21 protein-coding genes, 1 tRNA gene and 1 pseudogene are annotated in these 23,155 nt (G+C 71.2%); 20 read left to right on the top strand and 3 right to left on the bottom strand.

Annotated features, from left to right (window positions below):
- The first annotated feature begins 303 nt into the window (after nucleotides 1-303).
- Nucleotides 304-1,323 (top strand): glycoside hydrolase family 26 protein, encoded by a 1,020-nt coding sequence (locus tag ABT158_RS13430; protein ID WP_352353017.1) that lies wholly within the window; start codon nucleotides 304-306, stop codon nucleotides 1,321-1,323.
- Here the strand turns inward: ABT158_RS13430 and ABT158_RS13425 are convergent.
- The 3 genes from ABT158_RS13425 to ABT158_RS13415 all read right to left on the bottom strand — a co-directional run bounded on the left by ABT158_RS13425 (nucleotide 1,320) and on the right by ABT158_RS13415 (nucleotide 4,214).
- Nucleotides 1,320-2,222 (bottom strand): sulfite exporter TauE/SafE family protein, encoded by a 903-nt coding sequence (locus ABT158_RS13425; protein WP_352353016.1) that lies wholly within the window; start codon nucleotides 2,220-2,222, stop codon nucleotides 1,320-1,322. The genes ABT158_RS13430 and ABT158_RS13425 overlap by 4 nt on opposite strands.
- Nucleotides 2,210-3,424: an adenylyl-sulfate kinase gene (cysC, locus tag ABT158_RS13420; RefSeq protein ID WP_352353015.1), complete on the bottom strand. Its 1,215-nt coding sequence runs from the start codon at nucleotides 3,422-3,424 to the stop codon at nucleotides 2,210-2,212. Before cysC ends, ABT158_RS13425 begins: the two co-directional genes overlap by 13 nt.
- Nucleotides 3,425-3,494: 70 nt before the next feature.
- Nucleotides 3,495-4,214, bottom strand: coding sequence for a class I SAM-dependent methyltransferase (locus ABT158_RS13415; protein WP_352353014.1), 720 nt, complete (start codon nucleotides 4,212-4,214; stop codon nucleotides 3,495-3,497).
- Between the two features lie 62 nt (nucleotides 4,215-4,276).
- Between ABT158_RS13415 and ABT158_RS13410 the strand changes: the two genes are divergently transcribed.
- The 19 genes and pseudogenes from ABT158_RS13410 to ABT158_RS13320 all read left to right on the top strand — a co-directional run bounded on the left by ABT158_RS13410 (nucleotide 4,277) and on the right by ABT158_RS13320 (nucleotide 23,121).
- The gene (locus tag ABT158_RS13410) at nucleotides 4,277-4,648 is read left to right on the top strand and encodes a cupin domain-containing protein (protein ID WP_352353013.1); all 372 of its coding nucleotides are present in this window, start codon (nucleotides 4,277-4,279) and stop codon (nucleotides 4,646-4,648) included.
- Nucleotides 4,649-4,723: 75 nt separating this feature from the next.
- Nucleotides 4,724-8,224, top strand: coding sequence for a transcription-repair coupling factor (mfd, locus tag ABT158_RS13405; RefSeq protein WP_352353012.1), 3,501 nt, complete (start codon nucleotides 4,724-4,726; stop codon nucleotides 8,222-8,224).
- 23 nt (nucleotides 8,225-8,247) lie between these two features.
- A pseudogene (locus ABT158_RS13400) lies at nucleotides 8,248-8,844 on the top strand (SurA N-terminal domain-containing protein); the annotation flags it as partial.
- 4 nt (nucleotides 8,845-8,848) lie between these two features.
- The gene (locus tag ABT158_RS13395; protein WP_352353011.1) at nucleotides 8,849-9,781 is read left to right on the top strand and encodes a nucleoside triphosphate pyrophosphohydrolase; all 933 of its coding nucleotides are present in this window, start codon (nucleotides 8,849-8,851) and stop codon (nucleotides 9,779-9,781) included.
- A gap of 75 nt (nucleotides 9,782-9,856) precedes the next feature.
- Complete coding sequence (locus ABT158_RS13390) at nucleotides 9,857-11,776, top strand: protein kinase domain-containing protein (protein WP_352353010.1); 1,920 nt, start codon at nucleotides 9,857-9,859, stop codon at nucleotides 11,774-11,776.
- A 204-nt stretch (nucleotides 11,777-11,980) separates the two neighbouring features.
- On the top strand, nucleotides 11,981-13,258 hold the full coding sequence (gene eno / locus ABT158_RS13385; protein WP_352353009.1) for a phosphopyruvate hydratase: 1,278 nt from the start codon (nucleotides 11,981-11,983) through the stop codon (nucleotides 13,256-13,258).
- 71 nt (nucleotides 13,259-13,329) lie between these two features.
- On the top strand, nucleotides 13,330-13,740 hold the full coding sequence (locus ABT158_RS13380) for an FtsB family cell division protein (protein WP_352323568.1): 411 nt from the start codon (nucleotides 13,330-13,332) through the stop codon (nucleotides 13,738-13,740).
- Nucleotides 13,730-14,218, top strand: coding sequence for a DUF501 domain-containing protein (locus ABT158_RS13375; RefSeq protein ID WP_352323567.1), 489 nt, complete (start codon nucleotides 13,730-13,732; stop codon nucleotides 14,216-14,218). Before ABT158_RS13380 ends, ABT158_RS13375 begins: the two co-directional genes overlap by 11 nt.
- Nucleotides 14,209-15,198 (top strand): Ppx/GppA phosphatase family protein, encoded by a 990-nt coding sequence (locus ABT158_RS13370; RefSeq protein WP_352353008.1) that lies wholly within the window; start codon nucleotides 14,209-14,211, stop codon nucleotides 15,196-15,198. Before ABT158_RS13375 ends, ABT158_RS13370 begins: the two co-directional genes overlap by 10 nt.
- 146 nt (nucleotides 15,199-15,344) lie before the next feature.
- Entirely contained in the window at nucleotides 15,345-16,769 is a 1,425-nt protein-coding gene (locus ABT158_RS13365) for a hypothetical protein (RefSeq protein ID WP_352353007.1), read from the top strand.
- 88 nt (nucleotides 16,770-16,857) lie between these two features.
- A complete protein-coding gene (locus ABT158_RS13360) occupies nucleotides 16,858-17,184 on the top strand; it encodes a PadR family transcriptional regulator (RefSeq protein WP_352323564.1) in 327 nt (108 codons plus the stop codon).
- Entirely contained in the window at nucleotides 17,181-18,107 is a 927-nt protein-coding gene (locus ABT158_RS13355; protein WP_352353006.1) for a hypothetical protein, read from the top strand. Before ABT158_RS13360 ends, ABT158_RS13355 begins: the two co-directional genes overlap by 4 nt.
- Before the next feature lie 18 nt (nucleotides 18,108-18,125).
- Nucleotides 18,126-18,920: a uracil-DNA glycosylase gene (locus tag ABT158_RS13350; RefSeq protein ID WP_352353005.1), complete on the top strand. Its 795-nt coding sequence runs from the start codon at nucleotides 18,126-18,128 to the stop codon at nucleotides 18,918-18,920.
- A 95-nt stretch (nucleotides 18,921-19,015) separates the two neighbouring features.
- Nucleotides 19,016-20,332 carry an NAD(P)/FAD-dependent oxidoreductase gene (locus tag ABT158_RS13345; RefSeq protein WP_352353004.1) on the top strand — a complete coding sequence of 439 codons (1,317 nt, stop codon included), beginning with the start codon at nucleotides 19,016-19,018 and terminating at the stop codon, nucleotides 20,330-20,332.
- Nucleotides 20,333-20,412: 80 nt separating this feature from the next.
- Nucleotides 20,413-20,925, top strand: a complete 513-nt coding sequence (locus tag ABT158_RS13340; protein WP_352353003.1) for a glycine cleavage system transcriptional repressor — start codon at nucleotides 20,413-20,415, stop codon at nucleotides 20,923-20,925.
- Nucleotides 20,922-21,446 carry a peptide deformylase gene (locus ABT158_RS13335; RefSeq protein WP_352353002.1) on the top strand — a complete coding sequence of 175 codons (525 nt, stop codon included), beginning with the start codon at nucleotides 20,922-20,924 and terminating at the stop codon, nucleotides 21,444-21,446. Before ABT158_RS13340 ends, ABT158_RS13335 begins: the two co-directional genes overlap by 4 nt.
- Nucleotides 21,447-21,495: 49 nt before the next feature.
- Nucleotides 21,496-21,571: transfer RNA gene (locus ABT158_RS13330), tRNA-Leu, on the top strand.
- A 365-nt stretch (nucleotides 21,572-21,936) separates the two neighbouring features.
- Nucleotides 21,937-22,728, top strand: a complete 792-nt coding sequence (locus ABT158_RS13325) for a Bax inhibitor-1/YccA family protein (protein ID WP_352353001.1) — start codon at nucleotides 21,937-21,939, stop codon at nucleotides 22,726-22,728.
- A gap of 159 nt (nucleotides 22,729-22,887) precedes the next feature.
- Nucleotides 22,888-23,121 (top strand): DUF4287 domain-containing protein, encoded by a 234-nt coding sequence (locus ABT158_RS13320; protein ID WP_352353000.1) that lies wholly within the window; start codon nucleotides 22,888-22,890, stop codon nucleotides 23,119-23,121.
- Nucleotides 23,122-23,155 lie beyond the last annotated feature (34 nt).

Raw genomic sequence — 23,155 nt, 5'->3', positions numbered from 1 at the left:
GCCGGACGGATATTACCCAAGACGAATACTGAAGATTTTTTCCGGTACGGCCGCGAAGATGCCCCTTTTTAAATGGATATTTCCGCAAAATGTGGGTGGCGGGTCGGGTGCCATGAGCTGGGCAGACGAGCACACTGGCTGAAGTTCGAGGAATGGCATGGCAAGGTTCAGGTTTGATAGGCGGGGGTCCGTCGACAAGGGGGTTGGAAGGCGTTGCAGCTTCGGGGCTTTTCTCATTTCGCGTCTTTCGCGATGAAGTGTCACTTCGCGTCTTTCGCGACGAAAACCGCAATCACCTGCGCGGTGCTCGCCCTCCTGGCCGCCTGCTCGACGGCCGAGGGCACGCCCGCCCGGGTCGACACCAGCACGGCCGAGCTGGCCGGCGCGCCCTCCTGCGCGGTCACCGCCAGGCTCATCCCCTCCTGCGGCGCCTGGTGGGGCGTGGCGCCCGAGGTCTTCACCGGTGCTCCGGTGGCCGAGGCGCTGCGCGGGGCCGAGTCGCGCATGGGCGCCGGCGCCGACGTGCTGCACGTCTACCATCGCGGCAGCGAGCTGTTCCCCACCCCGCAGGAGATCGGCCTGGCCCGCGACCCGGGCCGTCCCCGGCTGCTCATGATCAACTGGAAGCCGTCGCTCGACCGCACCTGGGCCGACATCGCCGACGGGGCCCTCGACCGTCGGATCGACCGCCTGGCCGACCACCTGCGGCGCACCTTCCCCGAACGCTTCTTCCTCACCCTCCACCACGAGCCGGAGAACGACGTCGACGCCCGCTCGGGGTCGGGCATGCAGGCCGGCGACTACGCGGCGATGTTCCGGCACGTCGTGCTCAGGCTGCGCGAACGCGGCGTGAAGAACGCCGTGACGGTCATGACGTACATGGGGGCGCCCAACTGGGCGGCCAAGCCCTGGTTCGAGGATCTCTACCCCGGTGACGACGTGGTCGACTGGGTGGCCATGGACCCGTACGCCGACGACCGGGTGCGCGACTTCGACGGGCTGGTGAACAAGACCCGCAAGGAGTACGGGAGCTGGCCGGGCTTCTACCGGTGGATGCAGGCCCGCTTCCCCGGCAAGCCGGTCATGGTGGCCGAGTGGGGGGTGTTCGAGCGGCCCGCCGACCGGGCCTTCAAACGGCACTTCTTCGAGTCGGTGCTGAGACAGATCAAGCGGTATCCGCAGATCAAGGCGTTGCTGTACTTCGACTCGCCGCAGGCGCCGCGCGGCAACACGAGCTTCGACTCCGATCCGGGCGCGGCCCGCGCCTTCACCCAGCTCGCCCGCGACCGCTACTTCCGCTCGACCCGCGTGCCGCGGCCCTAACGCCGCGCTTCCTGGGGAGCCTCGACGGCCGTGGCCACGTCGCCGCGCCGGGCCAGGCCGCCGGCGCGCAGCCGCCAGCCGGCGAGGGTGACCGCGCAGGCGGCGACGAGCAGCCAGGCGGTGACGGCGTTGCCGACGTCCAGGAGCTTGAGCGCCGAGGCGAGCAGCACGATCGCCAGCAGGGCTCTGATCAGTCCGCCCGGGGCGCGTGCGGAGATCCGCGCGCCGAGGTAGATGCCGGGGATCGAGCCGATCAGCAGCGAGAGCGTGAGCTCCAGCTTGAAGTCGCCGAACATCAGGTGGCCGAGCGCGGCCGCCGCGACCAGGGGCACGGCCTGGACCAGGTCGGTGCCGACGAGCTGGTTGGCCTTGAGCGCCGGATAGAGCACGAGCAGGGCCACGATGATCAGCGAACCCGATCCCACGGAGGAGACGCCGACCACGAGCCCGCCTACCGTACCGACCAGTAGGGTCGGAATTGGGCGCACGACGATCTCGTGGGCGCTCGACGAGCCGCCCCGCGCGCCGAGCCAGCCCTTGACCGCCATGCCGACGACGGCCAGCAGCAGCGCCACGCCCAGCGCGTACTTGACGGCGTCCGTCACGGCGAACGCGCGGGCCAGGAACACCCCGCAGAACGCGGCCGGCACCGACCCGGCGCACAACCAGCCGACCAGCCGCAGGTTGACCGTGCCCCGCCGCAGGTGGACGACGCTGCCGACCGGTTTCATGACGGCCGAGGCGACCAGGTCGCTGGAGACCGCGGCCAGCGGCGGCACGTTGAAGAACAACATCATCATCGGGGTCATCAGGGCCCCGCCGCCCATGCCGGTCAGGCCGACCACGATCGCGACGACGAAGGACCCGGCGACCAGCGCGAAGTCGATCAACGTACCCACCCTCCGGACTGCAGCGCCCCCAGGACCTGGGAGACGGCCGCCTCGATCGAGATGTGCGTGGTGTCGATCACCAGGTCGGCGTCGTCCGGCTCCTCGTAGGGGTCGGAGACGCCGGTGAACTCGGGGATCAGGCCGGCGCGGGCCTTGGCGTACAGGCCCTTGCGGTCGCGCCGCTCGCACTCCGCCAGCGGCGTGGCGACGTGCACGAGCAGGAAGTCGGCCCCCACGGACTCGACCGTCTCGCGCACCTCCTCGCGGGTGGCGGCGTAGGGGGCGATGGGGGCGCAGATCGCCAGGCCGCCGTGGCGGGCGGCCTCGGCCGCGACGAAGCCGATGCGCCGGATGTTCAGGTCGCGGTCGGCCTTGGAGAAGGTCAGGCCCTTGGACAGCAGGTGGCGCACGACGTCGCCGTCGAGGTAGGTGACGGTGCGGGTGCCGAGCTCCAGCAGGGCGTCGCGCAGGCCGCGGGCGATGGTGGACTTGCCCGAGCCGGACAGGCCGGTGAAGAAGACGACCAGGCCGCGGCGGTGGGGCGGGCCGGGGAGCGTGACGGGCTCGGGGCCCGCGTAGTGCTCGGTGGCGCCGTAGGCGGTGGCGACGTGCTCGCGCAGTTCGAGGTCGATCTCCGGCTCCGCGCGCGGCGCCAGGGGGACCGGGACCACGAGGGTGCCCTCCGGCAGGTGCGCCTTGGCGCGCAGCGCGGCGCGGACGACGCCGGGGCCCGCCTCGCCGTACGAGAGGGGCAGCAGCACGATCACCGCGTCGAGCTCCTTCGCGGTGGCGGTGATCTCGGTGAGGTCGTCGAGCGGCCCGCGCATCGTGACGGCCAGCGCGGGCCGGCCGCCGAGCTCGGCCCTGACCTCGGCGGGCGTGCGGCGCAGCCGGGCGAACGGGCCGTGCTCGGGCGCGCCGAGCGCCTTGAGCGGGCCCGAGGTCAGGCCGTCGGCCTCGCGCGCGGTCACGGTGAGCACGGCCAGCGGCAGGCCCTCGGGGTCGAGCAGCCGCACCTCGTCGCCGGGCGAGACCTCGGCGGGCAGGTGGAGGGTGACCGGCGCGGGCCAGGGGGTGCCGTCGGCGAGGGTGCCGCGCTCGTGCACGGCGTGCACGTCGTCGTGGCCCAGGAAGCCGGTCAGCGGCTCGAACGCCCCGGACAGCAGCAGCTCAAGGTCGGCCAGCTCGTGCGCGTCCGGGGTCCACTCCACGGTTCCGACATCCCAACTATTCCGATTGAATTGGTAGGAAAGGAGTCTAGTCGCTCGGACCGTCCCGTCGCTAGAGCAGCCGGGCGAAGTGATGCTGGGGCTTCCTGATCACCATCGTGATCTCGTCGTGGGAGGCGGGGTAACGCCCGCCGCTCAGCCGGTCGACCAGCGCGACGGCGGCGGAGCCGAGCCGGCCGGCGCGGGCCGGGCCGCTGATCCGGCGCTCGTCGTCGGTGATCATCAGGCCGCGGCTGAGACAGAAGGCGTGCATGCCGTCGCTGGAGGCCAGCGGCTCGTAGACGACGGGCAGCGGGCCCGGCGTGCCGGGCGTGACCAGCGTGCGCCACAACGCCCGGCGCAGCCACGACGGCGTGAGGCGGTCGAGCAGCCCGTAGGCCGACTTCCTGTCGCGCATCCGCAGCAGCACCAGGCCGCCCGGCCGCAGCGACTGGAGCAGGCGGTCGAACACCAGCTCGGCGTGCTGGACGCGTTCGAGCAGGAACGACAGGTGGATCACGTCGTAGGCGCGGTGCTGGAGCGGCACGCAGCGCAGATCGCCGAGCGACCAGGCCACCAGGTCGGCGCGCTCCTCCACGACGTCTCTGATGACCGGGTGGTCGACGTCGGCGCCCGTGGCCCTGGCCTCCAGCGGCTCCACGTCGAGCGGCTCGTCGTGGGCGCACCCCGCGACGAGTATGTCGAGCCGCCGGCTGAACCGCCCGGCCCAGTGCTCGCGGATCCGTTGACCGAAGAGGTCGCCTCGCTGGGCGACTGATCGCACCTCAGACATGTCACCTACAGTAATCAATCGAGCCGTCTCGGTTAGGCACTTCCCTGCTAGCGTCCTGCCCCGTGGACGGGCAGGTTTACGTGGGGAACGCCAATATCGACGCGGCCGGCGACCGGGGCTGGGTGCTCGGTCACTTCAAACCCTTCGGCGACCCACGACACAGTGAAGAAGTCGAGATCAAGTGGGGCGTGCACCCGGCGGGCGACGAGCGCGCCCAGTGGGTCAGGGGCGAGGAGCGCACCGCCCTGCTCGTCCTGATCAGCGGCCGGTTCCGGGTGGAGCTGCCGGGGCGCGGCGTGCTGCTGACCGAGCCGGGCGACTACGTGGTCTGGGGCAAGGGCGTGGACCACTCGTGGGTCGCCGAGGCCGAGTCGGTGGTGCTCACCGTACGCTGGCCGTCGGTCCCCGGTTACCGGGTGCCGCACCCCGAGTAGGCTGGGTGGAGACCCCCGCGACCTGACCCGGCCGGGGGTAGTTGTGTTGCCGTCGTGGGGCTGTGGGCGTATCTGATGAGTCTTTCCGGATTGCTTGACCTTGTGGCCCTGGGGGCCGGGGCCGACCCGAAGCTGACCGCCGCGCTCGAAGAGGGCGGCGACGTCTCACTGATCGCGCCTTCGGCGTTGCGGCCGTTCGGCGTGGCCGCGCTGGCCGCGCACGATCAGCGCACCGTGCTGGCCGTCACCGCCACCGGCCGGGAGGCCGAGGACCTGGCGGCGGCGCTGACGAGCCTGCTCGAACCGAGCTCGGTCGCGGTGTTCCCGGCCTGGGAGACGCTGCCGCACGAGCGGCTCTCGCCGCGCAGCGACACCGTGGGCCAGCGCCTGGCCGTGCTGCGCAGGCTGGCGCACCCGGTCAAGGGCGACACCGCCGCCGGGCCGCTCGGCGTGGTGGTCGCCCCGGTCAGGGCGCTGCTCCAGCCGATCGTCAAGGGGCTCGGCGACCTGGAGCCGATCAGGCTGCGGGCGGGCGACGACGCCGACCTCGACGAGGTGGTCGAGCGCCTGGTCACCAACGGCTACCACCGGGTCGACATGGTGGAGAAGCGCGGCGAGGTGGCCGTGCGCGGCGGGCTGCTCGACGTGTTCCCGCCCACCGAGGAGCACCCGCTGCGGCTGGAGTTCTGGGGCGACACGGTCGAGGAGATCCGCTGGTTCAAGGTGGCCGACCAGCGCTCGCTGGAGGCGGCCGAGGACGGCCTGTTCGCGCCGCCCTGCCGCGAGCTGCTGCTGACCGGCGAGGTCAGGGCGCGGGCGCGGGAGCTGGCGCAGCAGCATCCGGCCCTCGCCGAGGTGCTCGACCAGCTCGCCGAAGGCATTCCGGTCGAGGGCATGGAGGCGTTCGCGCCGGTGCTGGCGGGGGAGATGGACCTGCTGCTCGACCACCTGCCGGCCAGGTCGGCGGTGTTCGTGTGCGACCCCGAGCGCATCAGGGGCCGGGCGGAAGAGCTCGTACGCACCTCGCAGGAGTTCCTGGAGGCGTCCTGGATCAACGCGGCGGCCGGCGGCGAGGCGCCGATCGACCTGGGCGCGGCGGCCTTCCGCTCGCTGGAGGAGATCCGCGACCACGCCGACGCGCTGGGCCAGCCGTGGTGGACGATGGCGCCGTTCGGCAACGGCGTCGAGCTCGACGCCCAAGACTCCGAGGCCTACCGGGGCGACACCGCCAAGGCGCTGGCCGACATCAAGGGCTGGCTGGCCGAGGACAAGGCGGTCGTGCTGCTCAGCGAGGGCCACGGGCCGGCCGAGCGCATGGTCGAGCTGCTCAAGGGCGTCGACGTGCCCGCGCGGTTGCAGCGTTTCCTGGACAAGGCGCCCGAGCCCAAGGTCGTGCACGTCTCGACCGGCCTGATCGAGCACGGGTTCATCACGCCGCGCCTGGCCGTGCTCACCCATCTCGACCTGGTGGGCCAGAAGGCGTCCACCAAGGACATGCGCCGGCTGCCCTCGCGCCGCCGCAACATGGTCGACCCGCTCCAGCTCAAGGTCGGCGACCACGTCGTGCACGAGCAGCACGGCGTCGGCCGCTACGTCGAGATGGTCCAGCGCACGGTCCAGGGCGCGACCCGCGAGTACCTGGTCATCGAGTACGCCAAGGGCGACCGCCTCTACGTGCCCACCGACCAGCTCGACGAGGTCACCCGCTACGTCGGCGGCGAGGCGCCCACGCTCAACCGCATGGGCGGCGCCGACTGGGCCAAGGCCAAGTCCAGGGCCAAGAAGGCGGTCAAGGAGATCGCCGGCGAGCTGATCAGGCTCTACTCGGCCCGCATGGCCTCGCCGGGCCACGCCTTCGGCGCCGACACGCCGTGGCAGCGCGAGATGGAGGACGCCTTCCCCTACGCCGAGACCGGCGACCAGCTCGAAGCCATCGACGAGGTCAAGCGCGACATGGAGCGCGGCGTCCCGATGGACCGGCTGATCTGCGGCGACGTCGGCTACGGCAAGACCGAGATCGCGGTGCGGGCGGCGTTCAAGGCCGTCCAGGACGGCAAGCAGGTGGCCGTGCTGGTGCCGACCACGCTGCTGGTGCAGCAGCACATGTCCACCTTCACCGAGCGGTTCTCCAGCTTCCCCATCGCGATCAGGCCGATCTCGCGCTTCCAGACCGACGGCGAGGTCAAGGGCACGATGGAGGGGCTGCGGTCGGGCGCGGTCGACGTCGTCATCGGCACCCACCGGCTGCTCAGCCCGGAGGTCAGGTTCAAGGACCTCGGGCTGATCATCATCGACGAGGAGCAGCGCTTCGGCGTCGAGCACAAGGAGGCCATGAAGCACCTGCGCACGCAGGTCGACGTGCTGGCCATGTCGGCCACGCCGATCCCGCGCACGCTGGAGATGGGCCTGACCGGCATCCGCGAGATGTCCACGATCCTCACGCCGCCGGAGGAGCGGCACCCGATCCTCACGTTCGTGGGGCCGTACGAGGAGAAGCAGATCGGGGCGGCGATCCGGCGCGAGCTGATGCGCGACGGCCAGATCTTCTTCGTGCACAACCGGGTGGCCTCGATCAACCGGGTGGCGGCGCGGCTGCGCGAGCTGGTCCCCGAGGCGCGCATCGCGGTCGCCCACGGCCAGATGAACGAGCACCAGCTCGAAAAGATCATGGTCGGCTTCTGGGAACGCGAGTACGACCTGCTCGTCTCCACCACGATCGTCGAGTCCGGCCTCGACGTGCCCAACGCCAACACGCTCATCGTCGACCGGGCCGACAACTACGGCCTGTCCCAGCTCCACCAGCTCAGGGGCCGGGTCGGGCGAGGCAGGGAACGCGGTTACGCGTACTTCCTCTACCCGCCGGAGAAGCCGCTGACGGAGACCGCGCACGAGCGCCTGGCCACCATCTCCCAGCACACCGAGATGGGCGCGGGCATGTACGTCGCGATGAAGGACCTGGAGATCCGCGGCGCGGGCAACGTGCTCGGCGCCGAGCAGTCGGGCTTCATCGCGGGCGTCGGCTTCGACCTCTACGTGCGCCTGATGGCCGAGGCCGTCCAGGAGCAGAAGGCCAAGCTGTCCGGGGCCGAGGTCCAGCAGGAGCAGCAGGACGTCAAGGTCGAGCTGCCCATCAACGCCCACATCCCGCACGACTACGTCACCTCCGAGCGGCTGCGGCTGGAGGCGTACAAGCGCATCGCGGCCATCACCGCGCCGATCCACATCGACGAGGTCCGCGACGAGCTCACCGACCGCTACGGCAAGCCGCCGGTGGAGGTGGAGAACCTGCTGGAGGTGGCCCGCTTCCGGATCAAGGCGCGCTCGGCCGGGCTGACCGACGTCACGCTTCAGGGGCAGAACATCAAGTTCGGCCCGGCGCGGCTGCGGGAGTCGCAGCAGGTCAGGCTCGACCGGCTGTACAAGAAGGCGGTCTACAAGCAGGCGGCCGAGACGCTGCTCGTGCCGGTGCCCAAGACCAAGCCGCTGGGCGGGCAGCCGTTGCGCGACCTGGATCTGCTCAAATGGTGCGGCGACCTGGTCGAGGCGATGTTTCTTGAGCCCGCGCGGGTAAGCTAAGCGCGGTTTTTGTTCGGAAAGGGACGCATGTGAAGTCGATTCGAGTGGCTGTGGCCGCCGGTGCGGTAGGACTCGCCGCGCTGACCGCCTGCTCTTCGCCCATGGAGGCCGGAGCCGCGGCCGTGGTCGGGAGCGAGCGCATCTCGGCCCGCGACCTGACCAAGAACGTTCAGGAGTACGAGGCCGCACTCAAGCGCGCCAACGTCTCGGCCGAGCAGCTCGGGGTGCCCGTCACCCAGTTCGTGCTCTACCGGATGGCGAACGAGAGCGCGTTCAGGCAGCTCGCGGCCAAGCACAACGTGCAGGTCAGCGAGAGCGAGGTCGACAACGCGCTCAAGGACCCGGGCCAGTACCAGTCGCCCGAGATCAACCTGATCGCCAGGGGCGTCAGCCCGGCCGACGCGCGTGGCTACCTGCGCGCGGAGCTGGGCGCGGTCAAGGTGCGCAACCAGCTCGGCGGCGCCCAGGACCAGGCCGCGCAGGAGAAGTTCGTCAAGGAGCTGACGAGCATCAAGCCGATCTACAGCCCGCGTTACGGCGAGTTCAGCCAGCAGGGCTTCGTCGATCCGGGCCGGTTCGGCAAGTCCTCCCAGCAGGCGCAGCAACAGCAGCAGGGCTAGCCCGATGCCGCTGATCGTCGTCACCACCTCGCCCAGGGTCGCGCCGGGCCTGCTGAGCGACCAGGCCTGGCAGGCGCTGCGCTCAGGGCCCGTGCTGACCGGCTCCGCCGGCCATCCGCAGCTTCCCTATTTGGCCGCCGCCGGGATCGAGGCGGAGGTCGTCGTGCCCGACGCGGTCGCGCTGTCAAGGCGGGCGGTGCGCGAGCGGGTGGTCTGGCTCGCCGGTGACGACGAGGACTTCATGCGCGCGATCGGGCGCGCGGCCATCGCGCTCGACGAGCCGCCGCTCATCGAGGTCGTGCCCGGTTCGTACGATCTGCCCGGCTCGCGGGTGCTCGACCTGGTCGCGGTGATGGACCGGCTGCGCACCGAATGCCCGTGGGACCGCAAGCAGACGCACGAGTCGCTGGTGCCGTACCTGCTGGAGGAGTCGTACGAGGTCCTGGAGACGATCGAGCAGGGCGACTACCCGGCGCTCCGCGAGGAGCTCGGCGACCTGCTGCTCCAGGTGGTCTTCCACGCCCGCGTGGCCGAGACGTTCGACATGGACGACGTCGCCGCGGGGATCGTCGAGAAGCTCGTCCGGCGGCACCCGCACGTGTTCGGATCGGTGCGGGCCGAGAGCGCGGACGAGGTCAACGACAACTGGGAGGCGATCAAGGCGGCCGAGCGGGCGGCCAAGGGCGGCGAGTCGTCGGTGCTCGACGGCGTCCCCATGGGCCAGCCCGCGCTCGCGCTGGCCGCCCAGCTGCTGCGCAGGGCCGAGCGGGCCGGTGCGCCCGAGGCGCTGGCGGCCGCGATCGGCCAGGGGGTGGCGCGCGAGCTGTTCGACCTCGTACGCCGGGCGCAGGAGGCCGGGCTGGACCCCGAGGCCGAGCTGCGCGCCGCGGCCCGTGCCTACCGCGACCGCGTACGCGCGTGGGAGTCCAACGCCTGACCGCCCTGGTTGTCGGAAGAAGTCACCCGATGCCAGGATCCTCGGGGGCTTGAACCGGCGAGCCGAGGGGGACTGGTGGTGGAGCTGAGACCGCTGCGCTCGGGGGAGCCGCGGGAGGTGGCGGGCTATCGCCTGCTCGGCCGGCTGGGCGACGGCGGCCAGGGGTCGGTGTTCCTGGGCCGCGACGCGGGCGGCGGCCACGCGGCCGTCAAGGTGCTGCATCCGCGCCTGCTCGGCGACGAGCGGGCCACCCGCCGGTTCCTGCGGGAGAGCACGACCGCCGCCAAGGTGGCCGGCGCGCGCACGGCGCGGATCTACGGCAGCGGGCTGGCCGAGGGGCGGCCGTACATCGTCAGCGAGTTCATCGACGGGCCGTCCCTGCACGACCTGGTCCTCGACGGCGGCCCGCTGACCGGCGGCGAGCTGGACCGGCTGGCGGCCGGCACGATCACGGCACTGACCGCCATCCACGGCGCGGGCATCGTGCACCGGGACTTCAAGCCGAGCAACGTGCTGATGGGCCAGGACGGCCCCCGCGTGATCGACTTCGGCATCGCCAAGGACCTGGACGTCTCCACCACGGCGAGCAGCATCGTCGGCACGCCGGGGTACATGTCGCCGGAGCAGATCGCGGGGGAGAGCGCGACGGCCGCCTCCGACGTCTTCAGCTGGGCGGCCACCGTCGGGTTCGCCGCCACGGGCGAGCCGCTGTTCGGCCGGGACTCGATCCCGGCCGTGCTGAACCGGATCCTGCACGCCGAGCCGGACCTGCGCGAGGTGCCCGAGCCGCTGCGCGGGGTGCTGGCGGCGTGCCTGGCCAAGGAGCCGCAGGCGCGGCCGTCGGCCGACGACGTGCTGGCGCGGCTGCTGGGCCGTACGGCGCCGCGCGGGCACGTCCGCGGGGACGTCCGCGGGGACGTCCATGGGCACGTCCGCGGGCGGGCGCGGCCTGGGGCGGGTGAGGTGCGGAGGGCGGCGGCACGCGGCGCGCGTCCGGTGGCGCGGCGGAGGTGGGCCGCCGCCGGGATCGGCGTGCTCGTCGCCGTCGGGGTGGTGGCCGGGGCGCTGTGGCGGAACGCCGGTCTGCCCTCCGGCGGCGGGGACGGCGGGCAGGCGGGGACGTTCGGCGTCGAGCTCGGCCCCGAGTTCGGGCCCGAGCCGGGAGCCCAGGTGGCGGCGCTGGCCATCGGTCACCACAAGGGCGCGCCCGTCGTCGTCTACGCCGAGCGGGCGGGCAACTCGATCGAGGTGTGGGACCCGCGGGCCGGCGAGCCGCTCGACCGGCTCGCGGACGCCGGCCCCACGCCGGTGCGCTCGCTGCTGCTGGTCCCGGTGGGCGGCCGGCAGACAGCGGTCTGGACGGGCACGGACGGGGCCGTGCGGCGCTGGCGCATCGGCGACGCCCGCCCCGGCACGTGGCACAAGGTGTGCCCGTCGGAGGCCCGCCTGGCGCCCGGCCAGTGGCGCAAGCAGCCCGCGGTCCTGATCGGCTGCCGCGACGGCCGGGTCGTGACGCTCGACCTGGCCTCCAACCGCGTCGTCGCCAGCGCCAGGCCGGCCGCCGGCCCGGTCACCGCCCTGGCCTGGGACGAGTCCGGCGGCAAGGCCCTCGTCGGCACCGGCCGGGGCCTGCTGGGCGCGGCCGGCGGGCTGCTCGGCGAGGGCAAGGGCGAGGTGCGCTCGGTCGCCGCGTTCGGCGACGGCCACGCCGCCGTCACCACGGGCCGCTCGACCGCCGTGTACGACCTGGCCAGCGGCGCCTACGTGCGCGGCTTCAGCACGGGGGCGGCGGGCGCCGGCGTCACGGCCGCGGGCGGCCGCCGGATGATCGCCGGCGGCGGCGACGGGGTCACCGTGTGGAACGCCGACCGCGGCGAGCGGCTGGGCGGCCTCGCGCCGGGCAGGAAGGTCACCGCCCTGGCGGTGGGCGACGGGCTGCTGGTCGCCGCGACCGGCGGCCGCCTCCGGGCCTGGAGCCTGTCCTCGACGGGCTGACCCACGACGGGCCTGGAGACTGTCCTCGACGGGCTGACCCGCTCCCGACGCCTCCTTCGACGGGCTGACCTGCTCCCGACGCCTCCTTCGACCGGCTGACCCGCGGCGGGCCCGACGCCCGGCAGTCAGACCGTGCCGTAACGGTGGCCCGGGGTACCGATAGGCTCTGATGGCATATTGCCTTTCGATTTAGGAGCGCAACCCGTGGCTACCATCGAGGTCGTTTACGCTCGCGAGATCCTCGACTCCCGGGGCAACCCCACGGTCGAGGTCGAGGTCGTGCTCGACGACGGCAGCAGCGGCCGCGCCGCCGTGCCGAGCGGGGCGTCCACCGGCCAGTTCGAGGCGGTCGAGCTGCGTGACGGCGGCAAGCGCTATGGCGGCAAGGGCGTGGAGAAGGCCGTGCTCGCCGTGACCGACGAGATCTTCGAGGAGATCAACGGGGTCGAGGCCGAGGACCAGCGCATCATCGACCAGATCATGATCGACCTCGACCGCACGCCCAACAAGGCCAAGCTGGGCGCCAACGCCATCCTGGGCGTCTCGCTCGCCGTCGCCAAGGCCGCGGCCGACAGCGCCGACCTGCCCCTGTTCCGCTACGTCGGCGGCCCCAACGCCCACGTCCTGCCCGTGCCGATGATGAACATCCTCAACGGCGGCGCGCACGCCGACACCAACGTCGACATCCAGGAGTTCATGATCGCGCCGATCGGGGCGGAGACGTTCCGCGAGGCCGTGCGCATGGGCACCGAGGTCTACCACGCGCTCAAGGGCGTGCTGAAGGAGAAGGGCTACGCGACGGGCCTGGGCGACGAGGGCGGCTTCGCCCCCAACCTGCCCTCCAACCGCGACGCCCTCGACCTGATCCTGGTCGCGATCGAGCGGGCCGGCTACGTGCCGGGCGAAGACGTGGCGCTGGCCCTCGACGTGGCCGCCTCCGAGTTCCACAAGGACGGCGTCTACACGATCGACGGCAAGGGCGTCTCGGCGCAGGAGCTCATCGCCTTCTACGCGGACCTGGTCGCCAACTACCCGCTCGTCTCCATCGAGGACCCCCTCGACGAGGAGGACTGGGCGGGCTGGAAGGCCATCACCGAGGCCCTCGGCGACAAGGTGCAGCTGGTCGGCGACGACCTGTTCGTCACCAACCCCGAGCGGCTGGCGCGCGGCATCGACGAGGGCACCGCCAACGCCCTGCTGGTCAAGGTCAACCAGATCGGCACGCTGTCGGAGACCCTCGACGCCGTCGACCTGGCCCACCGCAACGGCTACCGGTGCATGATGAGCCACCGTTCCGGCGAGACCGAGGACACGACGATCGCCGACCTGGCGGTGGCGGTCAACTGCGGCCAGATCAAGACCGGCGCCCCGGCGCGGTCCGACCGCGTGGCCAAGTACAACCAGTTGCTGCGCATCGAGGAGCTTCTCGACGACGCCGCCCGCTACGCGGGTCGCGCGGCTTTTCCGCGGTTCCGGCGCTAGTTTCGACTGACGGTCCGCGGCCTGGGAAGGTCTGACGGCCGCGGGCCGTACGTCGAAGGGGGTGTGCAGCATTGGCGAAGAGGCCGCAGCTGACCGGGCGGGCCGCCATCCTCGCGGTCGTGGTGTGCGCGATCGCGATGAGCCTGGCCTACCCTGTGCGCGAGTACATCAGCCTGCGCCGCAGCATCGCCGAGCTGCAGGCGGAGAAGGCCAGGGTCGAGGCCGAGCGGCAGACGCTGCTGGCCCGCGACCGGCAGAGCGACGATCCCAACTGGATCAAACGCACCGCCAAGGAGCGGCTGCACTTCTGCGGCCCCGGCGAGAAGTGCTATGTGGTGATGGAGCCCGAGCAGGGCAAGGAGCAGACGGCCGTGAAGCAGCCCGTCGAGGTGCCGCCGTGGTACCAGACGCTGTGGGAGTCGGTGGAGGCCGCCGACAAGGGCACGGGCCGCAGAGCGGTGGAGAGCAGCAGTGGAAAGTGACGACGTCGAGGCGGTCCAGCGGCAGCTCGGCCGGCCGCCCAGAGGGCTGCGCGGGGTGGCACACCGCTGCCCGTGCGGCAATCCCGACGTGGTGGAGACCGCGCCGCGGCTGCCCGACGGGTCGCCGTTCCCGACTTTGTACTACCTGACCTGCCCCAAGGCCGCCTCGGCCATCGGCACGCTCGAAGGCTCCGGCCTGATGCGCGAGATGCAGGCCAGGCTGGCGAGCGACCCCGACCTGGCGGCCGCCTACCAGGCCGCGCACGACGACTACGTCGCCAGGCGCGACAAGGCGGCCCACGATGAAGGCATGGAGCCGCTGCCCCGCGACATGCAGAGCACCGGCGGCATGCCGCTGCGGGTGAAGTGCCTGCACGCCCTGGTGGCGCACGAGCTGGCGGTGCCGGGGAGCAACCCGTTCGGCAGGGAGGCGCTCGACGCGCTCCCCGACTGGTGGAGTGACGGACCATGCGTGTAGCGGCCATCGATTGCGGCACCAACTCGGTGCGCCTGCTCATCGCCGACGTCCGCGACGACACGCTGCACGACGTCGAGCGGCGGATGGAGATCGTCCGTCTGGGGCAGGGGGTCGACCGCACCGGCATGCTGGCGCCCGACGCGCTGGAGCGCACGTTCAAGGCGATGCGTTCCTACCGGGAGCTGATCGACCGGCACGGCGCGGTCGCGACCAGGGTGGTGGCCACGAGCGCGACCCGCGACGCGGGCAACCGGCAGGAGTTCGCCGACGGCGTCCGCGAGATCTTCGGCGTGACGCCCGAGGTCGTGACGGGGGCGGAGGAGGCCGAGCTGTCGTTCAGGGGGGCGACCAGGGGCCTGCTGCGCATCTCGCCGGAGACCGAGATGCCGCAGGGCCCGCTGCCGCCCTACCTGGTGGTGGACATCGGCGGCGGGTCCACGGAGTTCGTGGTCGGCTCCGAGCACGCCGAGGCCGCCCTGTCGGTGGACATCGGCTGCGTACGGCTGACCGAGCGCCACCTGAGGGACGCGGGCGACCCGCCGCCGGCCCCGGCGCTGGAGGCCGTCGTCGCCGACATCGAGGCGGCCCTCGACCGGGTCGAGGAGGCGGTGCCCGTCGAGCGGGCGCACACGCTGGTCGGCCTGGCGGGCTCGGTGACCACGATCGCGGGCATCGCCCTCGACCTGCCGGCCTACGACTCCGAGCGCATCCACCACTCCAGGATCACCGCCGAAGAGGTTCACGAGGTGACGCGGCGGCTGCTGGCGATGACCCATGGTGATCGCGCGCGGGTGCCGGTGATGCATCCTGGGCGGGTTGACGTCATTGGCGCCGGTGCGCTAATTCTTGACCGGATCGTGCGCCGTTTTGCGTTTTCGCAGGTCGTCGTCAGCGAACACGACATCTTGGACGGAATCGCCTGGTCCCTCGCCGGCCGAGATAGCCAAATCCAGACATTTCAGGTCTATGACCCGTGTTGAGCGTGCAATCACTATTGTGATTAGGTAAAGGCGCAAAACGGGGGCTTTGCCATATTGCTGTGCACGGAAGGTGACGGCGTGGCGACCGTTCCCGAGCGCGTCTTTTCCCTCACGGAATGGAGCACTCTCACATGATGTCTGTTGGGTTGGCACGTAAGGCGGCGGCGTTCGGCGCCTCCGCCGCCGTGCTGGCCGCCATGGCAGCGGGCCTGGTAGCCAGCCCCGCTCAGGCGGCGACCTCGGCCGCGGCCGGCAAGTCCGGCACGGCCACCGCGGCCAAGTCCTCCAAGGTCTCGGTCACCGCACCGAAGGCCGCCGACCAGGACTACCAGGGTTCCTGCCCGGTCAAGGTCAACTTCTCGGCCAAGATCAAGGTCCCGGTCAAGGGCAAGACCGAGCTCGCCTACCGCTGGCTCCACGGTGACGGGTCCAAGGGCAAGGTCCAGGTTGTCAAGCTCAAGGGCCACGGCACCAAGTCGGTCACCGTCAAGGAGTCGGTGACCTTCAAGGGTGACGTCAAGGGCTGGGAGGCCGTCCAGGTCCTCGGTCCGAAGAAGGTCACGTCCAAGAAGGGCTACTTCTCGGTCTCGTGTGTCGACCTCGGTGGCGTCCGTACGGACAAGGACGTGTCGGTCTCGGCTCGCGCCTGGGCCAGCCCGTCGTCCTACGAGGGCCCCTGCACCCCGGGTGACAAGATCGACTTCACCGGTCTGATCAGCGTCAACCACCCGAGCTGGGTCCGCTACCGCTGGATCCTGAACGGCGAGGTCGTCGACCACGGCAAGGTCAAGGTCTGGAACAAGCGTAAGGTCGGCTTCGGCATCTCCCCGCGTCACAGCCAGCGTGGCTGGGCGCAGCTGGAGATCGTCGGCCCCGACGACGCCCTGTCCAACCGCGCCTACTACAAGGTGTGGTGCAAGGACTCGACCCCCGCTCCCGCGGTCAAGGTGTCGGCCACCAACCTGGTGACGGCCACCAACAACAACGGGTGCAAGGTCGGCGCGCACGCCACGGTCAGCGCGACCGGCGCCGCGCGCGTCCAGTACACCTGGGCGGTCAACGGCCAGTCCGTGGCCAAGGGCGAGAGCGTCTTCTCGGACAGCGGTTCCAAGACCGTCGAGCTCTCCGAGCAGGCGCTGACCGGCGAGGCCGCCAAGGGTGGCAAGATCACCCTGACGGTCACCGGCCCGAACAACAGCGACTCGATCACGCAGTCGTACGCGGCGTGCGAGGCTCCCAAGCCCACCGCGTCCGTGTCGGCCGTGTCGGTCTCCGGCACCCGTAACGACATGTGCAAGGACAACCGTGGTCCCGGCGTGGACTTCTCGGCCACCCTGCACAGCACCGGCCCGACCACCGTCAAGTACTACTGGGTGGTCGACGGTGTCAAGGACGTCAACGTCCTTGAGCGTCAGGTCAACGGCGACCTCGCCGTGACCTGGGGCGTCGGTGGCACGCACAACAGCAAGGAGACGAAGGGCACCATCGAGCTCGTCGTCGTCAGCCCGAACGCCGCCTCGTCGGGCGTCGCCAACTACTCGGCGACCTGCCCCCCGAAGGCCGACGCCTAAGCTGATCATGTGACCGGGCGGCACCCTTCCGGGAGCCGCCCGGTTCTCTTGTTGCCACTACTGCGCATAGCACAGTACTCTGCTTCGCGTGGATAGCAGCCAACTGCTCAAGGGCGTGCTCGACCTGGCCGTGCTGGCCGTGCTCGCCGAGCGCGACGGCTACGGCTACGACGTCGTGCGCCGGCTCAGGGAGGCGGGTTTGGAAGAGGTGGGCGACGCCTCCGTCTACGGCACGCTGCGCCGCCTGTTCAAGGCCGGCGCGCTCAACTCCTACGTCGTGGCCTCCGACGAGGGCCCCCACCGCAAGTACTACGGGCTCAACGAGGTCGGCCGCACCCTGTACGCCACCTCCGCCAAGCGGTGGGCGTCGTTCGCGGCCACCATGGATTCCCTGCTCAAGGAGGGCCACGCATGACCACGCCGGAACAGTACGCGCAGGCCGTCCGCGACGCCCTGGCCGGTCACCCCGACCGCGAGGAGCTGATCGAGGACCTCGACGACCATCTGGCCGAGATCGCGGCCGAGTCCGACCTGCCGCTGGAGGATCGGCTCGGGCCGCCCGCCGCGTACGCGGAGGAGCTGGTGGCCGCCTACGGAGGGCGTCCCCAGAGCCGCCGGAGTCGCCGTCCGCGGCCGCGCGCGTGGGCGGCGCGGGCCCATGCCGGGCTGCTGCGGCACAAGCCGTACCGGAGCTTCGTGGGCTTCCTGCCCGAGCTGCGGCCCGGCTGGTGGGTGCTGCGCGGCTACCTGCTGGCCATGCTGCTGCTGGCGATCACGGCGCGCGGCGGCGTCGTCCCGGGGAACCTGGCGGAGTGGGCGCTCGTGGCGGTGGCCGTGTGGGTCTCGGTGTGGTTCGGCCGGGCCCGCGGCGGGCGCTTCGCCGCGCTGCTGGCCACGGGCGTCAACCTGGTGGCGGGGCTGGCGCTGCTCGTCGGCATGGCGGCGGTCTCCGACCGGGACGACCAGTCGGTCGCGATGGCGGCGCCGGCCGACGTGATGCTGGTCGGCGGCGGCCTCGACGTCTACAACATCAAGCCGTACGCCAAGGACGGCAGCCCGCTGACCGACGTCTACCTCTACGACCAGGACGGCAAGCCGATCACGGTCAGCCCCGAGGAGCACGGCTACATGGTCGACCGGTCCTGCGGCGAGCCGGTGCTCAACCGCTACCCGCTGCCGCTGGTCCAGCAGCAGGAGATGATGGCCGACAACGGCATGCCCACGGCCGCGCCCACCGCGCCCGCCGCGTGCCCGACGGCCTCCACGGCGCCTCTGACCCCGTCGGCGACGCCCGTGCCGACCGCCACCGCCACGCCCGTGCCTGAGAGGACGAAGTGATCGGGCACCATCGGTGTCATGAGCTTCGTACCACCCGGCACCGGCTGGCCCGGCGATCCCGCCACCCCTGACACCCCGGTGGCCCACGACCCCGCGGACGTGCGCCGCCTCGCCTCCACCAGCGGCACCCTCGCGGAGCTCACGGCCGCGCAGTCCGTCTGCCGCGCCTGCCCGCGTCTGGTGGAGTGGCGCGAGGAGGTGGCGCGCGTGCGGCGGCGCGCGTTCGCGGACGAGACGTACTGGGGCCGTCCCGTCCCCGGGTGGGGGGCCGAGCGGCCGAAGGTGCTGCTGGTCGGCCTGGCCCCGGCGGCCCACGGGGGCAACAGGACGGGCCGCATCTTCACCGGCGACCGCAGCGGCGACTGGCTGTTCGCCTCGCTCCACCGCTGCGGCCTGGCGGCCAAGGCGACCAGCACGTACGCCGGCGACGGCCAGGAGCTCATCGACACCAGGGTGGTGGCGTCGGTGCGCTGCGCGCCTCCGGCCAACAAGCCCACGCCGGAGGAGAAGGCCGCCTGCTTCCCGTGGATGGCGCGCGAGGTGGCGATGGTGGCCGAGAGCGTACGGGCGGTGGTGGCGCTCGGCGGGTTCGCCTGGCAGGCCATGTGGCCCGCGCTCAAGGACGCCGGCTACGAGCTGCCGCGCACCCGTCCCCGGTTCGGCCACGGCGTCGAGGTCGAGGTCCGGCACGGCGCCGCCCCCGTCACCCTGATCGGCTGCTACCACCCCAGCCAGCAGAACACCTTCACCGGCCGCGTCACCGCCCAGATGCTGGACGACGTCTTCCTCCGGGCCAGGTCACTGGCGGTGTGACGCGTCCCACCATCCCCGGGTTGGACTCTGTGGAAGGGCCGGACGTAAGCTTGTGAATGCTTTCACAAGCATTCCACGAGGGATGGGGCCTCAGGATGAACAAGCACATCTTGATCGTCGGCGGCGGGTACGTCGGCCTGTACACCGCGCTCAGGCTGCAGCGCAAGCTCCACCGCGAGCTGCGCGCCGGCGAGGCGCGCATCACGATCATCGACCCCCAGTCCTACATGACCTACCAGCCGTTCCTGCCGGAGGCGGCGGCGGGCAACCTCTCGCCCAGGCACATGGTGGCCCCGCTGCGCCGGATCCTCCCCAAGGTGCGCATACTCAACGGCACGGTCACCAAGGTCGACCACGCCGAGCGCGTCGTCACCTTCCAGCCCGCCGAGGGCGAGCCGCGCCAGGTGGCCTACGACGTGATCGTGATGGCCGCCGGGTCGATCTCGCGTACGCTGCCGATCCCCGGGCTGACCGACATCGGCATCGGGTTCAAGACCGTCGGCGAGGCCATCGCGCTGCGCAACCGCGTGCTGCACCTGCTCGACGTGGCCGAGTCGACCGTCGATCCCGAGGTGCGGCGCAGGGCGCTCACGTTCGTCGTGGTCGGGGCCGGTTTCGCGGGCGTGGAGGCGCTGGCCGAGCTGGAGGACATGGCCAAGGACTCCACCCGCTACTACCGCAACATCACCCCGGCCGACCTGCGCTGGGTCCTCGTCGAGGCCACGAACCGGGTGCTGCCCGAGGTCGGCCCCGAGATGGGCAAGTGGACGCTGGAGCAGCTGCGCGAACGCGGCATCGAGGTCAAGCTGGACACCCGGCTGGAGTCGTGCGAGGGCGGCCACGTCGTGCTCAGCGACGGCACCGAGTTCGACGCCGAGACCCTGGTGTGGACGGCGGGCGTCAAGCCGAGCCCGGTCGTCAACGACAGCGACCTGCCCCTGGACGAGCGGGGCCGGATCAAGACCACCGCCGCCCTGACCGTCGCCGGCACCCGCGACGCCTTCGCCGCCGGGGACGCGGCCGGAGTGCCCGACGTGACGAACCCGGGCCAGTACTGCGCCCCCAACGCCCAGCACGCCGTGCGCCAGGCCAAGGTGCTGGCCGACAACATCGTCCGGCATCTGCGTGGCGAGCAACTGGTCGATTACCGCCACAAGTATGTCGGATCGGTCGCCGGACTGGGCCTGCATCAGGGCGTCGCCAATGTCTACGGCGTCAAGCTGCGCGGTTTCCCTGCGTGGTTCATGCACCGCACCTACCATCTGTCGCGGGTGCCGACGCTGAACCGCAAGGTCCGTGTCGTCGTCGACTGGACCCTGGCCCTGTTCTTCAAGCGAGAGACCATCTCGCTGGGTGAGATGGAGCATCCGCGCGACGGGTTCAGGGCCGCGGTGGCGACGACCCGCCGCTAGCCCAGGTACGGCAGCGCCCCGGCGAGCATCGCCGGGGCGTTTTCGGCACCCCTGGACGAAATGCGGAAGGGGTACCACGGGTGGGGCTCTCAGCGGTGACCGTGCTCGGCGTGGACCGGCCCGGCGTGATCGCCGCCGTCACCGGTTCGCTGGCCGACTGCGGCGCGAACATCCAGGACTCGACCATGACCCTGCTCGGCGGGTACGTGGCGATGATGCTGCTGGTCTCCGGCGACCTCGACCCCGCCGAGCTGACCAAGCGGCTCGGCGCGCCCGAGCTGGTGGTCTCCGCCTCCGCGATCGAGGCGCGGCGGCACTTCTGCGACGACGGCGGCGGCCTCGGCTACGTCCTGACCGTGCACGGCCCCGACCGGCCGGGCATCATCTCGGCCGTCAGCGCCGTGCTGGCCGCCGACGGCGGCAACATCACCGGCATGAGCACCCGGCTCACCGGCCGCCTCTACGTGCTCATCGCCGACGTCGAGCTGCCCAAGGACGTCGACGTCGCCGCCCTCATGCGCCGGCTGGCGGCGGTCGGGGCCGGGCTCGACTCGGAGATCACCTTCCGTCCCGTCGAGCCGGACCTGCTGTGACGGGCGCCAGAGGCACCCCGCGCCAGGTGCTCGGCGCGCCGCACCCGGCGCTGTCGGCCAGGGCCGAGCCGGTCGATCCGGCGGCCCCCGAGACCGTGCGGGCCGCGGCCGACCTCCTCGCCACCCTGCGCGGCGAGCCGGCCATGACGGGGCTGGCCGCCCCGCAGATCGGCCTGAGGTGGCGGCTGATCGCCTTCAACGCCTGGGCCCATCCTCGGGCCCGGTCATGGGCCGGGGAGCTCGTCCTGGTCAACCCTCGCCTCACGAGCGCCTCCCACTGGGACGGCGGGCGCGAGGGGTGCGCGTCCATCGCGGGGCTCACGGCCGACGTGCGCCGGGCGACGCGTATCACCGTACATGGGCATTTGCCGGGCACAGGGGAGCCGGTCGTCGTCGAGGCGGACGCCTTCGAGGCCCGCTGCATTCAGCACCAACTGGACCATCTGGACGGTCTACTCTTCTTGGACAGAGTGCCAGGGGCGCTATCACTTCACCGCAGACTTCACAGTTGTGACGCCTGATGCGAAGTTGTGCTCCTCGGAAGCATGGTCCGTTTCGTATGATTGCGGCGCCCCCGTAGCCCAATGGCAGAGGCAAACCCCTTAAAAGGGTTGTAGTGCGGGTTCGAATCCCGCCGGGGGCACCATTCTTAAGTGTCCCCGACCTGGGGTTTTCTCCGAGTGAAGCGCCTTGTCGCATCCGGTGGTTCACTACTGCTGTCAACCCGTCACACAATGCTTCCAGTCGTTTGCCGGGAAGACCCGGTGTGGTGAGGCATCGGGAAGATTCCGTTTTCATCACGAAACCCAACAGAAGCCGGTTTCCATTGGTTGCGACGCAGTTACTCGCCGCCCGGCCCCCGGCCCCGGACGGCCGTCCCGGCCTCGGGAACTCGTGCGGGGTCACGTTCGTTGTCCTCGCTGCCGAAGTCCCCCCGACGAACTTCGATCTGAGCGTGAGTTGACCTAGGTGCCGCCAGGCCCCGTAGGCTCGGCGCCACAGGAGGCAGCGATGGAGAGCAAGAACCCCGTATTCGGCAGGGCGCGCCAGCAGCGCGCGGGTTGGGCCGGCCCGGCGCCGTCCCCCGACACCCTGCGGAACATGTACGACGCCCCGTCGTACGCACCCCCGGCCCCGCCCGCCTACCGGGCGATGACCCTCGACGACGTCGTCGTCCGGGGCTTCCTCACCCTCGGCGCGCTCGTCGTGGCCGCCGCCGCGACGTGGGTGCTCAACGTCCCCCCGATGGTGGCCGTCGGCGCCGCCGTCGTGGCCCTCATCCTCGGCCTGATCGCCTCGTTCACCCAGAGCACCAACCCGGCGCTCATCCTGGGCTACGCGGTGTTCGAGGGCGTCTTCCTCGGCAAGATCAGCCAGCTGTTCGAGGGCGCCATCAGCGGCATCGTCTTCCAGGCGGTGCTCGGCACGGCCTTCGCCTTCGGCGCGGTGCTGACCGTCTACTCGCTGCGGGTCGTCCGGGTCACCCCCAAGCTGGTCAAGTACGGCATGGCGGCCGCCATCGCGGTGGTCGGGCTGGTGCTGGTCAACCTGCTGGTCGGCATCTTCAACGGCGTCGGGCTCGGCCTGCGCACCGACAGCCCGCTCGGCTACGTCTTCAGCATCGTCATGATCCTGATCGGCTGCTTCTTCCTGCTCCTCGACTTCGACTCGATCGAGCAGGGCGTGCGGCAGGGCGTACCGGACAAGTTCGCCTGGCAGTGCGCGTTCGGCCTCATGCTGAGCCTGGTCTGGATCTACCTTGAGGTGCTCCGCCTCATCAGCTATTTCACCGGCGACGACTGATCGTTCATCTCCTGGGGGCCTCGCCGTAACCGGCGGGGCCCTCTCTTTGTGCGACCGGAAATCTACCTGCCGTCACAGAATGATGCCTGGCCGGGGGGTTGCCATTCGCAGCGCGGTGTTGCAGTGTCGAGCAAAGGACCTTAATCCGCGGAGGTGCCCATGTCCTTGAACCACTCACCGGAGACGCAGACGAAGCTCATCGCAAGGGTCCCCACGATAACGGGACGCGAACTCCCCGAGTGGTTCCAAGCCATCGACAACGGCCCATCCTTCCTGAGGTGCGACGAGCGGGCCAACTGGCTCGCCGACGAGCACGGGCTGTCCCACGGCTACGCCGCCGCGATCGTGCTGGAGCACGAGCGGCACCGCCGTACCCGAATGGGCTTGATGTAGAGCCCTTCCCCCCCCGCGCCCGTGCTCCGAGCAC

It is taken from the genome of Nonomuraea sp. NPDC001636, from assembly GCF_040298265.1.
Classification (GTDB): domain Bacteria; phylum Actinomycetota; class Actinomycetes; order Streptosporangiales; family Streptosporangiaceae; genus Nonomuraea.
The sequence above is the reverse complement of the archived record's forward strand: the minus strand, read 5'-3'. Positions and strand labels throughout refer to the sequence as shown.

Excerpts from the sequence above, each read along its gene's own strand:
- ABT158_RS13415 (WP_352353014.1), bottom strand. The coding sequence starts at position 4,214 with ATGTCTGAGGTGCGATCAGTCGCCCAGCGAGGCGACCTCTTCGGTCAA.
- mfd (WP_352353012.1), top strand. The coding sequence starts at position 4,724 with ATGAGTCTTTCCGGATTGCTTGACCTTGTGGCCCTGGGGGCCGGGGCC.
- ABT158_RS13395 (WP_352353011.1), top strand. The coding sequence starts at position 8,849 with ATGCCGCTGATCGTCGTCACCACCTCGCCCAGGGTCGCGCCGGGCCTG.
- ABT158_RS13370 (WP_352353008.1), top strand. The coding sequence starts at position 14,209 with ATGCGTGTAGCGGCCATCGATTGCGGCACCAACTCGGTGCGCCTGCTC.
- ABT158_RS13355 (WP_352353006.1), top strand. The coding sequence starts at position 17,181 with ATGACCACGCCGGAACAGTACGCGCAGGCCGTCCGCGACGCCCTGGCC.
- ABT158_RS13350 (WP_352353005.1), top strand. The coding sequence starts at position 18,126 with ATGAGCTTCGTACCACCCGGCACCGGCTGGCCCGGCGATCCCGCCACC.
- ABT158_RS13345 (WP_352353004.1), top strand. The coding sequence starts at position 19,016 with ATGAACAAGCACATCTTGATCGTCGGCGGCGGGTACGTCGGCCTGTAC.
- ABT158_RS13325 (WP_352353001.1), top strand. The coding sequence starts at position 21,937 with ATGGAGAGCAAGAACCCCGTATTCGGCAGGGCGCGCCAGCAGCGCGCG.
- ABT158_RS13320 (WP_352353000.1), top strand. The coding sequence starts at position 22,888 with ATGTCCTTGAACCACTCACCGGAGACGCAGACGAAGCTCATCGCAAGG.